The organism is Mesorhizobium sp. B3-1-8, from assembly GCF_006439495.1.
GTDB lineage: Bacteria > Pseudomonadota > Alphaproteobacteria > Rhizobiales > Rhizobiaceae > Mesorhizobium.
The window spans coordinates 1-14172 of the sequence record NZ_VFTK01000056.1 but is presented as its reverse complement, the minus strand read 5'-3'; the positions used below and the strand labels follow the sequence as shown (position 1 = coordinate 14172).

The window sequence follows — 14172 nt, the reverse complement described above, 5'->3', positions numbered from 1 at the left end:
TTTCCTTGCAGCCGGCCCCTCGCTCACCCGGCGCATTGCGACCGCATCCTTCTGTTCAATTCGCTCCGTTGGTCACACCCGACCCGCCGACATTGACCGTGATCGCAGGCGGTGGCGGTGGTGGCGGCGGAAATTTGTAGCTCTGCGCAACGGCGGCTGCCCGCGCGCCGTCGCCTTCTATATGTGTGTTCTTCGAGTTCGGATTGAGTGGATCGACCGTCTGCAGCATTGAATTGAATTTCTGCGTGTCGCCGGCAGCCAGCGTCACTGTGTCGTAGTTGTTGAGATAGTCGGCGGCGCAGCCCGTCAGAGCGCCAGCGCACAGGAGGATGAGCAGGACGCTATTTCTTGACATAGAGCATCTTGTCCTTCGATTTGAAGTCCAGCATGTGGCCATAGGGACCGGTGACGCCGTCGCCCGTTTCATATTTTCGGATCATATCCTTGTTCACCTCCAACTGCCCGAGGATGAAGAATTCCGGGTCGTTGGCCGGCCGCGTCTTGTCGAATGGCGTCGCCAGTTGCTCGCCGGGCTTAACCGGACGCACGATATGCGGCGTGACGATGACGACCAGTTCGGTCTCTTCCTTCTGGTTGCTCGAATTGCGGAACAGCGTGCCGATAACCGGAACCTGGCCGAGCCACGGCACCTGGTTCTGCAGCTTGGTGGTCTTGCTCGACAGGAGCCCGCCGACAGCGAAACTCTGGCCGTCGCGCAGTTCGACGACGGTTGCCAGCTTGCGGTTGGTGAAGATCGGGTCGCCGGCGGTGGTGAAACCGGTGAGGTCACTCACTTCCGGCGCCAGCTTCATATGGATCTTGCCGTCGTCGAGTACGACCGGCGTGAACATCAGATTGACGCCGAATTGCTTGTACGTGATGGTTATCTCGCCATCAGTGCCGATGACACGGATAGGCACTTCGCCGCCGGCGTTGAAGCTAGCCGGCTCGCCGGACAAGGTCGTGAGATTGGGTTCAGCCAGCGTGCGCACCACGCCCTTTGCCTCAAGCGCTTCAATGATCAGGTCGACCTTGATGTTGCTGTCAATGACGCGCGTAATCAGCGCCGCGAAAGGGTTGCTAGTCGACAGCAGGCCGCTGAGCAGACCGCCCGGGCCGAGCACTACATTATCTTCGTCGGCGGCCGCGATGCCCGTCCCTGTACGGGTTGTGCCGCTGCTATTTGTGCTCCGGATCGACACGCCGAGATCGCGGCCGGCGTTGCGCTTGGCCTCAAGCACGCGGACCTCGAGATTCACCTGCTGGCTGTCGTCGACGATGACGGAATTGATGATGGCGTCGGGGCCATATTGCTGCACCACCTCAAGGATCGACGCCAGAGTGGCTCCATCCTTGACATGACCTGCCAGCCTGATCTTGCCGTTGATGGAACCAATCTCGATGCGCGCCTTCGGCGCCACCTGGCGGATCGCCGCCGCCATATCACTGACGTCTTGGCCAACCTCGACCTGCAATGTGCCCAGCGAGCGCTTCTCTTCAGAAAACAGATTGACGGTTGTCGTGCCGACACCTTTGCCGATGACATAGAGCGTCCTGTCCGTCATCGGTTGGGCATCGGCGATCTTTTCGTCGCCCACGACAATGTCGCCCAGGGTCGAGTTTACCTGGATCGTCACCGACTGCGATACCGGCACGAAGATGCGATGGATTGTCGGGCTCGATACGTCGATGCTGCGGTCTGCAGCGTGAACCGCGGAACTCAGCGGCAACGCACAGGACAACGCCAAAGCGGCTGCCGTAAGTGGTCCCCAGAACTTACGCATCTACGCTTACCCCCTCGTTGGCTGATTCGGACTCCGCCTATCCTAGTGCCAACGTTACTTTTGTCGCGGCACGTCGTATGTTTCTAGCTTTATACCTCGAAATACACCGACTGTCGCCCGTGCCGGCGGCTCCGGCTGTACGTATTTGACCACTTCCTTGACAACTTCTTGCACCTGCGGCTCAGATGCCACAGCCGGTGCCGGCTTGACCTTGCTCAAATCGTCGAGCTTGCTGCCTACCCGTTCGACGGCCTGGGTCAATCCGGCAATCCTGTCGTCGGCGCGCTTGCGCGCAGCTGCGGCCTCCGCTTCGGCGGCTGCCTGCTTATCCAGTTCGGCCTGCCTTTTGGCAACATCGTCAGGCGTTTCGCCGGTCAGATCCGAAAGCGTCACACGTTCGGTCGTCTCGCCCCTGCTGGCCGCGGCTTGGCGAAGCGCCAGCGACAATTGGCCGGCGCCGGCGGCGAGTGTGAGCTTCTGCGCGTCCTTGGTGCTGGCCTCGACCGTTACCGCCTTGACAACCGTCGGACTGTCCTTGCTTTCGTCGGCAACCTGGTCGACGGCGAGCACCTTCATGCTCTGCAGCAGCACGTCGACAAAACTCTTGTCCGTGCCGTCATTGTCGCGCACGGTTCGCGTCAGGAGGATATCGACGCGGTCCCCCGGGAAGACAAAGCCGGCGACGCCAAGCACGTCGTTGACCCTGATGGAAACGGCCTTCATGCCCTCGCCGAGTACTGCCGAGAGCGTGGCGCGCTGGCCGGGGCCGGTGATCTTGGTGGCGAGAACGGGCTCGTTGGTGCCAATCGTCTGCAGCGCCTGCTTTGCGCCTTCGCCGGCCAACGCGTCTTTCGTGGTCTTGAAGGCGCCGGTTGGAACCGCGCCCGCCGGCCAGGCGATCTCGCGGAGCTTGTCTGATGTTAGCGTGTCGCCGAATTTCAATGGCACCGCGGCTACTACGACTGTGTCGCGCTGGACACCGTTTGCCTCTGCCATGGCGCTGCGCTGGCTGGCCAGCCAGATATTCACAAGGACAACCGCCAGGACGCCGAACACGCCGGCCAGGATGATCATGATAAGTGTGTTGGCGCGCATGAGCCTAAACCCCAAAAGGCCAGTAAAAAATGAACCGCACTCGCCCAGTGCGACCGGTTCAGGTCCGGGTCATGAGACCCGGACCTGAGTTTGTTAGGCGATCAGCTTCCGCCGAGGGCCGAGCAAGTGCCAGTCGGGTGCGCGTCGAGGGCGGTGCAGAGATCTGTGAACCGACCGTTCACCCACGCGCCGATGGCGATGACAACCATGATCGATGCAACGGCGATGATGCCGATAAGGATGGAATATTCGACCATGGCAGCGCCGTTTTCGTCGTCGCGGAACTGCCGGGTCATCGTCATGAGCTTCTTCATGATAATTTCTCCCTTTGGAGGTTTGAACCCGACGAGACAGAGCCTAAGGATGAACCCCATACCCAAGCATCCCCCGTCACCTTCAATCCTAGGTCGTGCGAAAAAGCAGTGTCAAACGGATTAACGGAAGCTTAACCCTTCAATACTCGATCAGAAGCCTTTTTATTTTCGACAAGGCCTTGATTCGCCTCATTTTTCAAGTCGCCTTAACCATTCATTCACAATTCGGCCACGGTTACGCCTTTTCGTGGACGAATTAGAAGCCCTACATAATTCATTATATCTAATGGGTTAGCGGACTTTTGCTCTTACTGTGCGGCAAAGGTCTTAGGACTTTCGTCCGTGCAGAAGCAGAAGTTCAAATAACGGATGGGGATTTAGGGTCCATTTCTTAACTATGTCGCAAGTAATATGCCCAAGTTGTCTGCAGGCCGCTTGTGCCCCTCGTGGTTAACGCTTAGTTTCAACGTCGGGGAAATCAACGGGGGATCGGCGGCATGTTGGGTCGCTTCATCAAAGGGCCGAGTGAACAGAAGGCGCCACAGGCGCCGGTCGTCACTGCTTTGAATGGAACGGCCAGTGCTCCCATGGCCGAAGCCGAACTACAGGGCGATGATTTTCTGACCCTCAAGGTCGAATTGCATCGCCACCTCATCGACCGTTTTAATCTGACGGCGTTGGAAAATGCCTCCAAGGACGAAATCCTGAATGAAATTCGGCCGATCGTGCGCGAATTCGTGCGCGGCCGGAATGTTCCGCTCAACGCGCGAGAACTGGATCAACTGACCAGCGATACGGCCGACGAAATGCTAGGGCTCGGCCCGATCGAACCACTTCTCAAGGACGATTCGATCGCCGATATCCTGATCAACACCCACAACCACGTCTTCATCGAACGCCGTGGCGTGCTTGAGGAAACTTCGATCCGGTTTCGCGACGAGGCGCATCTGCTGCGCGTCGTGAATAAGATCGTCTCCAACATCGGCCGGCGTGTCGATGAGTCGTCACCGATGGTCGATGCGCGCCTGGATGACGGCTCGCGCGTCAACATCGCCGTGCGGCCTATCTCGGTCGACGGTCCGTTGGTCTCAATCCGCAAATTCTCCAGGAATCCCTATTCACTCGAACGACTGATGGCGCTCAATTCAATCAAGCAGCCGATGATCGATCTGTTGCGGATCGCCGTGCTGGCGCGCAAATCGATCCTGGTTTCGGGTGGCACCGGCAGCGGCAAGACCACTTTGCTCAACGCACTGTCGAGCTACATCCCTGCCACCGAGCGCCTGATTACCATCGAGGACGCGGCGGAGTTGCAACTGCAGCAGCCTCATGTCGGCCGGCTGGAGACCCGCCCGCCCAATGTCGAGGGCAAGGGCGAGGTCCGTCAACGCGAGCTCGTCAAGAACGCGCTACGTATGCGGCCCGACCGCATCATCGTCGGCGAAGTGCGTGGCGAGGAAGCCTTCGACATGCTGCAGGCCATGAACACCGGCCACGAAGGCTCGATGACCACGATCCACGCCAACACGCCGCGTGACGCGCTGTCTCGTCTCGAACAGATGGTTGGCATGGCCGGCATGCCGATGACCCATGAATCCATTCGCGCGCAGATTGCGTCAGCCATCGACATCATCGTGCAAACGCAGCGTCTTTCGGACGGGGGAAGGCGTGTTGTTTCCATCTGTGAACTCACCGGCATGGAAGGCAATGTCGTCCAGCTCCAGGAAATCTACAACTTCGTCCGTCGCGAGGTGACGCCGGAGGCCAAGATCATAGGCGAGTTTCGCGCCACCGGCATCCGTCCACGCTTTGCCCCTGAGGCGGCGACGCTTGGCCATCATTTCGCCAAGGACGCGTTCAACCCACAGGCTGCGCTCTGATGCCGACCGGTCAAGCTTTGCTCTATTTTATTTACATGCTCGCAGCCGCGTCGGCTATTCTTGCCGGCGAGGTTCTGTATCTTTCCTTTGCAAAGAGCCGGTCACGGATTGGCGCGATCAACCATCGGCTGAGGCGGCTGGCTGATGACGCTCCGGCCGAAAGGACCTTGCAAGGTTTGCTGCGCGAGCGCGGGCTGACGGAGTCAGGCGACTTTCTTTTTGGCTTGGTCGGGCTGAATAGGCTCTACACTCAATCCGGAATCACCGGAAACCCCCTGTCGTTTGCCGCGATGTTTATTCTCGTCGGGCTGGTACTGGCGCTGTTATTGTCGTTCCTTCTCGGCTTCTCGACCTTGGTGTCGCTCCTTGTTTTTCTGACAATCGGATTTGTGCTGCCGCTTCTCGTTCTCCGCCGCGCGCGCGCCAAGCGAATCCAGAAATTCGCCAAACAACTACCTGACGCACTGGACATGATCGTGCGTTCGCTGCGCGCCGGACATCCGGCCTCGGTGGCGGTTGGTCTCGTCGCCCGCGAAATGCCTGATCCTCTCGGCACCGAATTCGGTATCGTCTCCGACGAAATTACCTTCGGCCTCAGCATCCAACAGGCCGTGCGAAAACTCTCCCAGAGGGTGGGTTTCGAGGGACTTCATTTGCTGTCGGTATCGCTGTCGATCCAGGCCAAGACCGGCGGCAACTTGACCGGGATCCTCTCCAATCTCTCATCCGTGCTGCGCGAGAGGCAGAAGCTGCGGCGGAAGATCAGGGCGCTTTCGGCCGAGGGCCGGGTATCGGCATGGGTCATCTCACTGTTCCCGGTTGCGATGTTCTTGACCCTTCAGCTGCTCTCTCCGACCTACTACGGCAAGGTTTGGCACGACCCGCTGATCATGCCGGTGTTCCTGATTTTTGGCCTATGGGCGCTGCTGGGGGATTTCATCATGTATCGAATGGTCAATTTCGATTTCTGACAGGAGCGAGGCATAAACTTGTTTTCGACTATTCAGGATCTGGGCGCTCTGGTCTCCGTCGCCGTGTTCGTGGCGGCGGCGGCGCTTTTCTTGTTCGGCGCACTCGTCTTTTTGCCGGCGCTGCAGACGCGGAAGCTGGTCGTTCAAAGCCTGATGGGAGAAGGGATTGCCGATCCGCGCACGCTCGTCGGACAGGAACAACTTGCCAGGATCGCAGCGCAGCGGCCGGTCGATGCATATTTTCGATCGATAGAGAAGGAGCGGAACGAGCCAAATGCCCTCGAAGCGAAGCTCTTTCGGGCCGGCTTCCATCAGCCGAGCGCTCCGCTCTTCTATACCCTGTCGCGCCTTGGTGCGGTCTGTGTCGGGTTTCTGGCTGTCTATGCGCTCCTGACCCGAGTGCTCCCGCCTTCCTTGCCCGGTTTCATAGGCTTTTCCGGAGCCGGCTTGTTCGGGCTCGCCTGCCTCGTGATTCCGAGCGTTTTGCTCGATCGCTTCGAGAGCGCACAGAAGGAAACCTATCGTCGCGGCTTTCCCGATTTCATGGACATGATGATCACATGTGCCGACGCGGGAATGAGCCTGGAGGCAGCGGTTGAGCGCGTCAGCAGCGAACTGGCCGGCACCCACAAATGGCTCGGCATCCAGCTTGCGATCATGAATCTGCAACTGCGTGCCGGCAGGCCGCTACGGGAGGCACTGCGCGAACTCGCGGACCGTATCGGACTTGACGAGGCGCGGGCGCTGGCTGTGCTGTTCAGGCAGTCGGAAGAACTCGGCACAAGCCTGACCGACGCTTTGCGCGTTTACAGCGAAGAGATGCGCGGGCAGAGAATTCTGAGTGCCGAGGAGCGCGCCAATTCGCTGCCGGTCAAAATGATGATTCCGTTGGGGCTGTGCATCTTCCCGGTGGTGATGATGGTGATCATGTTACCGGTGATCATTCGAATGAGAGGCATTTTCTTCTAAGCTGTCATATGCTTAGGTTCGAATTGGAGTCGGGGACCCCTGGGGGACGGAATGACAGGGAAAATACGCCTGGCGGCCGCTACAGGTCTGCTGATTGTGCTGCTTGCCGGTTGCCAGACCGATCCAAGCGATGGTGTCGTTCGCACCAATGAACCCTCCAAGGGCGACGTCACGTCCTTTGGGGATACGTTCGATGGGCTGAAGACCGTCAGCGATGTCGACTACTATGCCTCCGACCAAGCGGTCACCGAGGCCAAGACCCAATTCCGCTCGGAAAACTACGGCAATGCCGGAGCCTTGTTCTACAAGGCAACCCGGCTGGCACCGAATGACGGCGTCGCCTGGCTTGGCCTTGCCGCGTCCTGCGACCGTATCCGGCGCTTCGATCTGGCTGACATAGCTTATGCTAGGGCCTATCGTCTGCTCGGCGCCACGCCGGAATATTACAACAACGTCGGCTATTCCTATCTGCTGCGTGGCAAGCTGCAGGATGCGCGCACCAACTTCCTCAAGGCCTATGAGCTCGCGCCCAACGATCCGACCGTGGCCAACAATCTGAAGCTCCTGTCCTCCAGCGTACGGAACATAGAGCGGTCATGAGCCTTTTGCTCGCCGCTTCGCTCATCTTCAAGGGACTGGCAATCCTGTTGCTCGGGCGTGTCGCCTGGACTGATTTTTCTACGCAGCGTATCTCAAACCGTGATGTACTGCTGTTGCTCTGCCTCGGTCTGGGAATACTGCATTTCCATGCATTGCAGACCGCGTCGTGGTTGGAAATGGGCATCAGCGCGATCGGCGGCGTGATCCTTTTTGCCGCGCTCTTTCCGTTCTGGCTTCTGCGCAAGGTTGGCGCAGGCGACGTCAAGCTGATGAGCGTTATGCCATTTCTGATTGGCGGAACCGACCTGGTCGTATTTTCGGTACTGCTGCTGGCTTTCGCCATCGCCACCGCGGCCGTGGTCAAGAATCCTTTTCTTCTACCCGCAGGCATGTTCCGCCACTACGTGCAACACCTGGACCGTAAAGGCGTCGTGCCGTTCGGCGTGCCGATTTCGGCTGCTGCCTTCTGCGCGATAGCTTTGCAGATGTATTACGCACTAATGGTTGCAACCAGTTCCGGGATTTTGCAGCAGCTCAACTGAGCTCGCCCCCCTAAAACCCCGCCGTCTGCTTCTCCACCAGCTTCAGCCGGCCCTTCTCCACCTTGAAAAACGGCATCGACCGTTGGCTCGAGCCGTCGGCGCGGAAGCGGAACAGGCCGGTCGAGCCGCGGAAGCCGGTCGTGTTCTCCAGCACCTGCTTGTTGAAGCCGTCGGAGCCGGCCGAGCTCGCTATGCCAGCGCTCAGCGCCACCATGTCGTAGGCATAGGCCACGTTGACGTCCGATTGGTACTTGTAGGTCGCCTTGAAGCGGTCGGCGATCGGCCCGGTCTCGCCCTCGTCGAGCGTCGCGATATAGGCGCCCTCATAGAGCGGATCCATCGGCCGCTCGAGCCAGCGGTCGGTGCCGACGAGCGTCACCGCCTTGCCGGGAATGCCTTTTGCCTTCAGCGCGGCGAGCACGGCGATAGGGCTGCCGTCGCCGCAGGCGACGACCACGGCGTCGGGCGCCTCGACCAGCGAGCCCATGTCGGACACCACCTTGGCGCCGCCATCCGTCGCCGAATAGGGCAGCGTTACCGCAAGCGCGGCGCCGTAGATGCTGAGCGCGTTGGCGACACGGGATTCGATGGGGCTCGAATCCGCGCCTGAAGGCACCATCAGCACGAATTTCCTGGCGCCCTTGCTGGCGATCGCCGCCGCGCCCGCCGCAGCGCTGTCGGCTTCGCTGAGCCTTACCGAATAGACGCCGGGGCCGCCGGCGAAATTGTCGGCCAGCGCCAGCACCGGCGGCCGCTTCGAGCCGGAGAGCTTGGCAAGGTGCTGCGCCGCCGCGAGCTCGGACGGTCCGATGACGACCTTGGCCGTGCCCGACGTGATCGCCTTCACCGCGAGGTCCTTGGCGTAGCCGCTGTCGCCACGCGTATCCTCGATCGTCAGCGTCAAAAGCTTGTCGCCGAGGTCGGCCATCGCCAGCCGCGCGCCGTCATACATCTTCCGGCCGTTCTCGCCCGTGCTGCCGGGGGCCGAAAGCGGCAGCAGCATGGCCACCTTGGTCGGTCCCGCTCCGAGCGTCAGCTGGGCCTTGGCGGCGGCGGCCGAGGTCGGACCGCCCGAGGTCGCGGTGCTCAATGCTGAACTGCCCGGGGTCGAACCGCTTGCCTGCTGGGCGGGCGCCGCGGGCGCGCCAGCCTGGCCGGCGGGTGCTGCAATCGCCGATGGATCGAGCACATCCGACGCGCCGCTCTTGGACTGGCATCCGCACAGCGCCGCCGCGAGCCCCAGAGCGATCGCCCCCAATGCATGTCGCCCAAAAGTGGTCCCGGTTTTGGGGAGACGACGTGCATCCGACAAAGACCTGAAGCGCGCCTCAACGATCCATTTCGGCGCGGCGCGCTTCAGGTCCGGATCGTGTCGCTCAAGTTTCATGATGCTTCCACCCATGTGCCGCCAGGTATTTGCCCCGGTCTGTCTTCAACCGACCTTACCGTCTTGCTTGCTTGGCCGTCCCGTGATTCTTGCGTCATGGTTTAGCCATCGAAGAGCCGCGCTCTCAGCGCCTGTATCGCCCTTGCTTGCGCCGGGCTGCGATATTCGGCGCATTTCATGTAGCGCGGCCCGGGCACGAACGATCGGCGCACGCAGACGCGTTTCTCCTGGCCGGTGACCGCGCCGTCCATGGAAGTGTCGGAGAAGCCGATCGTCGAGACGTCGGAGAACCCGATCGTCGCCACCGGCAGCGGCCCGGCCACGTCGAGGCCTTCCCGTGCCAGGATCGCCCGTGCGCGCTGGCAGTAATTGACCGAGCGGACCGAGAAGCGGGTTTCCCCGTGCCCGGCCCGGTATTTCATCACGGTGGTGCAAAGATCGCCCGCGGAGAGCCTGTTTGCCTGCGCCAGATATCTGACGCCGAGCGCGATGTTGGTGGCGGGCTCGCCAAGCTCGTCGAGCGAACCGTGAAAGCCGAGCATCCGCGCCGTTGCCGGCATGACCTGCATCAGGCCGACTTCGCCATCGGCGCCGCGCACACCAGGATCGAAGCCGCTTTCGATCTCCATCACCGCATGCGCCAGCACCGGCTCGAGGCCGTAGAGCGACGCCTGGCAGGTGGCGAATGCCTTGAATGTCTCGCGGGTCCGCTCCGGCGCCGCAGCGCAGTGCGCCGGCCGCGCCCTCAACGGCTGCGGCCGTTCCAGCCAGTTGGCGTGGACAGATGTTTGACCGAGACCAAGCAAGGCGACCGCCAAAGCAATTCCAGGAAAAGTGCGTAGCGGTTTTCCGTTCGGAATTGCGTCAAAACAACGAGATAGATCGTTTCGCCGTTTCCGTGAAACGATGAAACGATCTAGCGCGATCGCCTTCGGCAATTTTCCGTCGGCCACCATCGCAGCCAGTCGGCGTCCGCTTGCCCGTCAGCTCAATGCATGTATTCGACCATGCGGTCGTGGAAGCACTCGCATTTGTTGAGCGTGTCTTCGTCCTTGTAGTTCGTCTTGAGGTAGCCATAGGCCATGCCGCAGGCGACCTTGGCTTCCGACGCCCAGACGAAGGCGGGGCGCGACGAGTTGATCCATTCCGGGCTGTTGGCGACGGCGACCGATTCGTCCATCAGCTTCACCACATGGCCCTTGAGCTCGACCATGTTGTCGGTCAGCACCAGGTCCGATGTGCCGACGGTGCGGCAATAATTCACCGCCGGCTCGCCGATGATGTCGGCGGCGAAGCCCGTCGACCCGGCCACCAGCAGCGCCGCGGCCGAAGCCAGCAATCTTACGGAATGTTTCATGTAAGCCCCTCTCCGAATTGCGAATTCATGGTTCGCTAATGCTTAGCATGGAAGCGTGGCCACGCATAAGTGTTAAATGGTGGCCGTCTTGGTGCCATGGCCGTCGTCGTAGAGAACTTTGATTGCGTCCGCAGCGCTGTGGAGCGCGTAGTTCTCCAGCACGGCGACCGTGTGAAAGTTGTCGCCGCCGCCGTTGGTATCGACCTTGACCTCGGCGTTTGCGGGATTGTCCTTTGACTGCGCAAGCTCGACAAATCCTTCCGACTCCAGGTTGGCTACGCCGCTGAGGCCCTTCAGCAAGCTGGAAAGGTCGATCTTGTCGCCGTCATGGAAGTCGCTGATCAGGTCTGTCACCTCGAGCGAGCCGATGGCGAAGGTCTTGCTCCCGTCGGCAGCGACGGCCGGCTGCGCCGCTGCGCCAAGCGCCGTGTCGAGCGCGACCTCGACATAGTTGCCGCTCGTCCCATCGGCCGTATGGAAGCTTCCGGTACCCGTCACGGTCTGACCATCGATCTCGCCGTTGGCGGCATTTGAGGTCGTACTGATCGATGTGATGCCGTTGGCTGCGAGGCTAGACAGTTCGCCGGCGTCGCTGATGCCGTTGGCATTGGCATCTTTCCAGATCAGCAGACTGCTGTAGGCGGCATCATTGTGATCGATGACGCCGTCGTGGTTGCTGTCCAGTGATGCCAGGGCGGCGCTGCCGCTGGCGAAATGACCGCCGGCGAAGTTTGGCGTGAACAGCTCGGTGCCGTCGTCGATCTTGCCGTCATGGTTGAGGTCCATCGCAAGGATGCCGTCATTCGACGTGTTCCAGGCGACCTGGTCCTTCACGCCATCGCCGTTGATGTCGAACTGCACGCCGTGGCTGATGTCGGAGAAGGCGAAGCCGTCGTGGTTCAGGTCGAGAATGATGGGGTCCGACGTGCTGTTGTGCACGACGAAATCCGTATTGTTCAGGGCGGTAAGCGGGGACAACGAAGTGATGTTGTCGAAAGTAGCCACCTGGGTTCGGCCCGCGGCCGTGCTCCAGTCGGTGTCGAACCACAATTCGCCTCGACTGGTGGTCGAGTCGAAGACAAGCACATAGGCGTTGGTTGCTGCCCCGGCCGCGGCGGCTATTTGCGCTGCCGTCTGTGCTGCGGTGATTTGGATGATGTGTGCCGAGTCGGCGGCGACGATCGCCGCCACGGACGTGTGGGTCACGAAATCGCTGGCGTTGAGAGCCGTCCCCGAGGAGCTTCCGACAGTGTTGGCGAAATTGACGCTGCCGCTGCCGTTCACACCTGTATCGAGCAGGCCGATCTTGTCGGTGCCGTGGGCGAAATCCTTGATTACGTCCGTTCCGGTGTTGGTTGCCATCCGGAACTGGTCGGCGCCGGCACCGCCGGTCAGGGTGTCGTTGCCGCCGCCCCCGATAAGCAGGTCGTTGCCGGTGCCCCCGACCAGTGTATCGGCGCTCGATCCACCGGCGATGACATTGTTGACACCTGCCGTGGCGTTGAGCGTGTGGTCACCGTCTACGGTGATGCCGATCGTGCCGCTTGCGCTATCACCGTCGTGGTCGGTCACCGTAACACCGAAATTCAGGTTCGTGGTTCCGGTATTGGACGCTGTCGTTGTGTCGGCGAGAGTAACCTTTCCGGCCGCTCCTTCCGAATAGAGCTCGATGTAGTCGATGAACTTCGTTCCTGTCACCGACGGAATGACTACCGACGAGCTGGACGTGAAGCTGCCGCTGCTGGTTGTTGAGTCGGTATAGTGAATGACATAATCGACGGTCGTCGATTTGGTGAAGGTCAGCGTCGCCGACGTTACGTTCGCTGTCGTTGACGAGGCTGTGTAAGGTCCTGCCCCATCATAGTCGGTAGGCGCGCCGAAATCGAAACGGATAATGTCGCCGGCGTTGAAGTTGCCGCTGTCAACGCCAAACCCATTTGAATTGCCGTTGATTGCATGAAGCGAAATGCCCGTAGTCGCGCTGCCGGGCGTGGCAGCTAGCCAATTGGCCAAATTGAATCCGGCATCACCATGCCATCCACTGATGACGGCCAGACTAGTGCCGGTTCCATTAGAGCCCGATGTCAGCAGCACCGAGTCGACCGGCCCTCCAGGGACGGTAACCGACCCGCCGACGCTCACGGTGGTGAATGCATCGAGGGCCTTCAGTTCCGTATAGGTATACGTTCCGGTGACCGGGTTTACCGTCAGCGTAAAGACGTTGTTTTGGGTATGGTCGTTGCCGGTATAGGCAACCAAGGTCTGCGGATTGTTGGGATCGACGTAGTAATGGACCGCGTTGCCGCCGACGGTAAGGTTGGCTGGCGCTGTGTTGCCCGCCAGGCTGGCCGTGACCGGATGATCGGCGCCGCCGTCTACCGGCATCTGACCGGTAATCGTGATGTTGGCTTCGTTGGCCACCACGCCGTGGTCGATCGTCCCGAGTGTCGGGACGTCGTCGTTGATGGTCATGGTCAGCGTCTTGACCGCGGTCGTTCCGTCGCTGTCGGTGAGAATAACGGTGACGATGCCGCTGTCCGAGGTGGCGCCCACATCATGCTGGTAGGCGCCGGTCTGCGTGAATGAATAGGCGCCTGTCACCTCGTTGAGCGTGAGGACCCAGGACGCACTGGTCAGCGTCAGGATCGTTTGCCCCGATCCATTGGTCGACAGCGACTGTATCGCTGTTCCGAGGCCGTTGTCATAGGTGTAGGCGAACGGAGTGGTCGCATTCGGCCCGTCACCACCGAAGTTGAAGCTCATCGAGCCGCTTTGCACCTGAGCCGTGAACGCATCGACGTTCGAATTGACGATGCTGTCGTCGCCAGCGACGTCGCTGGTCGTCGCCGTTGCAGCCGAAAGCGAAGGCGAACTGTTGATGGCGGTGATTGTCAGCGTCGTCGACGACTGGTCGCCGTCGCCATCTGTCAGCGTGTAGTGGAAGACATCCGTGCCGGATGAGTTCGGGTTGGTGGCGTAAGTGTAGCTGCCGTCCGAGTGCAGAACCAGCGTACCGTACTGGCCCGCGATCGACACGCCGCCGGCTGTCACGGCTTGCGCCGAGCCCGGGCCGTTCTTGCCATAGGCTGACGTTACGCTCGCACCGTCGGCGCCGAATGTATCTGCTCCGGAATTGGTTGTGCCCGCGGCGGTGATGACGTTGCCGGTTGCGACTGCGGAAGCCGTCGTGTCGATATCGGCATTGGCGACCGGCGCGTCGTCGACGATGGTGATGGTGAGTGTGCCGGAGGCGCTATCCGGGTTGCTCGGGTC

13 protein-coding genes are annotated in these 14172 nt (G+C 60.7%); 5 read left to right on the top strand and 8 right to left on the bottom strand.

Features of this window, described 5'->3' with window-relative positions:
- Window positions 1–55 precede the first annotated feature (55 nt).
- The 4 genes from FJ424_RS31555 to FJ424_RS31540 all read right to left on the bottom strand — a co-directional run bounded on the left by FJ424_RS31555 (window position 56) and on the right by FJ424_RS31540 (window position 3193).
- Window positions 56–355 carry a hypothetical protein gene (locus tag FJ424_RS31555; protein WP_140659627.1) on the bottom strand — a complete coding sequence of 100 codons (300 nt, stop codon included), beginning with the start codon at window positions 353–355 and terminating at the stop codon, window positions 56–58.
- Window positions 342–1784, bottom strand: coding sequence for a type II and III secretion system protein family protein (locus FJ424_RS31550; protein ID WP_140659628.1), 1443 nt, complete (start codon window positions 1782–1784; stop codon window positions 342–344). Before FJ424_RS31550 ends, FJ424_RS31555 begins: the two co-directional genes overlap by 14 nt.
- 54 nt (window positions 1785–1838) lie before the next feature.
- The gene (cpaB, locus tag FJ424_RS31545) at window positions 1839–2879 is read right to left on the bottom strand and encodes a Flp pilus assembly protein CpaB (protein ID WP_140659629.1); all 1041 of its coding nucleotides are present in this window, start codon (window positions 2877–2879) and stop codon (window positions 1839–1841) included.
- A gap of 101 nt (window positions 2880–2980) precedes the next feature.
- Entirely contained in the window at window positions 2981–3193 is a 213-nt protein-coding gene (locus tag FJ424_RS31540) for a Flp family type IVb pilin (protein ID WP_140659630.1), read from the bottom strand.
- 497 nt (window positions 3194–3690) lie between these two features.
- Between FJ424_RS31540 and FJ424_RS31535 the strand changes: the two genes are divergently transcribed.
- From FJ424_RS31535 to FJ424_RS31515, 5 genes are read left to right on the top strand one after another with little or no spacing between them, the layout of a single operon-like run.
- Window positions 3691–5073 carry a CpaF family protein gene (locus FJ424_RS31535; RefSeq protein WP_140659631.1) on the top strand — a complete coding sequence of 461 codons (1383 nt, stop codon included), beginning with the start codon at window positions 3691–3693 and terminating at the stop codon, window positions 5071–5073.
- Entirely contained in the window at window positions 5073–6044 is a 972-nt protein-coding gene (locus tag FJ424_RS31530) for a type II secretion system F family protein (protein ID WP_140659632.1), read from the top strand. The genes FJ424_RS31535 and FJ424_RS31530 overlap by 1 nt, the downstream gene beginning before the upstream one ends.
- 18 nt (window positions 6045–6062) lie before the next feature.
- Window positions 6063–7013, top strand: a complete 951-nt coding sequence (locus FJ424_RS31525; RefSeq protein ID WP_140659633.1) for a type II secretion system F family protein — start codon at window positions 6063–6065, stop codon at window positions 7011–7013.
- Window positions 7014–7064: 51 nt separating this feature from the next.
- Entirely contained in the window at window positions 7065–7613 is a 549-nt protein-coding gene (locus FJ424_RS31520) for a tetratricopeptide repeat protein (protein ID WP_140659634.1), read from the top strand.
- Complete coding sequence (locus FJ424_RS31515; RefSeq protein WP_140659635.1) at window positions 7610–8155, top strand: prepilin peptidase; 546 nt, start codon at window positions 7610–7612, stop codon at window positions 8153–8155. The genes FJ424_RS31520 and FJ424_RS31515 overlap by 4 nt, the downstream gene beginning before the upstream one ends.
- A gap of 10 nt (window positions 8156–8165) precedes the next feature.
- Here FJ424_RS31515 and FJ424_RS31510 read toward each other — a convergent pair whose 3' ends face one another.
- The 4 genes from FJ424_RS31510 to FJ424_RS31495 form a co-directional block, all read right to left on the bottom strand.
- Window positions 8166–9413, bottom strand: coding sequence for a penicillin-binding protein activator (locus FJ424_RS31510; RefSeq protein ID WP_246677404.1), 1248 nt, complete (start codon window positions 9411–9413; stop codon window positions 8166–8168).
- 230 nt (window positions 9414–9643) lie between these two features.
- The gene (locus FJ424_RS31505; RefSeq protein WP_181182245.1) at window positions 9644–10348 is read right to left on the bottom strand and encodes a lytic transglycosylase domain-containing protein; all 705 of its coding nucleotides are present in this window, start codon (window positions 10346–10348) and stop codon (window positions 9644–9646) included.
- Window positions 10349–10530: 182 nt separating this feature from the next.
- Window positions 10531–10899 (bottom strand): hypothetical protein, encoded by a 369-nt coding sequence (locus FJ424_RS31500; protein ID WP_140659637.1) that lies wholly within the window; start codon window positions 10897–10899, stop codon window positions 10531–10533.
- A 72-nt stretch (window positions 10900–10971) separates the two neighbouring features.
- A partial coding sequence (locus tag FJ424_RS31495) for an Ig-like domain-containing protein (protein ID WP_140659638.1) occupies window positions 10972–14172 on the bottom strand: 3201 nt, incomplete at its 5' end.

What these genes read in the sequence shown, in the direction of transcription:
- FJ424_RS31555 (WP_140659627.1), bottom strand. Translation starts at nt 355, where the DNA reads ATGTCAAGAAATAGCGTCCTGCTCATCCTCCTGTGCGCTGGCGCTCTG.
- FJ424_RS31550 (WP_140659628.1), bottom strand. Translation starts at nt 1,784, where the DNA reads ATGCGTAAGTTCTGGGGACCACTTACGGCAGCCGCTTTGGCGTTGTCC.
- cpaB (WP_140659629.1), bottom strand. Translation starts at nt 2,879, where the DNA reads ATGCGCGCCAACACACTTATCATGATCATCCTGGCCGGCGTGTTCGGC.
- FJ424_RS31540 (WP_140659630.1), bottom strand. Translation starts at nt 3,193, where the DNA reads ATGAAGAAGCTCATGACGATGACCCGGCAGTTCCGCGACGACGAAAAC.
- FJ424_RS31535 (WP_140659631.1), top strand. Translation starts at nt 3,691, where the DNA reads ATGTTGGGTCGCTTCATCAAAGGGCCGAGTGAACAGAAGGCGCCACAG.
- FJ424_RS31530 (WP_140659632.1), top strand. Translation starts at nt 5,073, where the DNA reads ATGCCGACCGGTCAAGCTTTGCTCTATTTTATTTACATGCTCGCAGCC.
- FJ424_RS31520 (WP_140659634.1), top strand. Translation starts at nt 7,065, where the DNA reads ATGACAGGGAAAATACGCCTGGCGGCCGCTACAGGTCTGCTGATTGTG.
- FJ424_RS31515 (WP_140659635.1), top strand. Translation starts at nt 7,610, where the DNA reads ATGAGCCTTTTGCTCGCCGCTTCGCTCATCTTCAAGGGACTGGCAATC.
- FJ424_RS31500 (WP_140659637.1), bottom strand. Translation starts at nt 10,899, where the DNA reads ATGAAACATTCCGTAAGATTGCTGGCTTCGGCCGCGGCGCTGCTGGTG.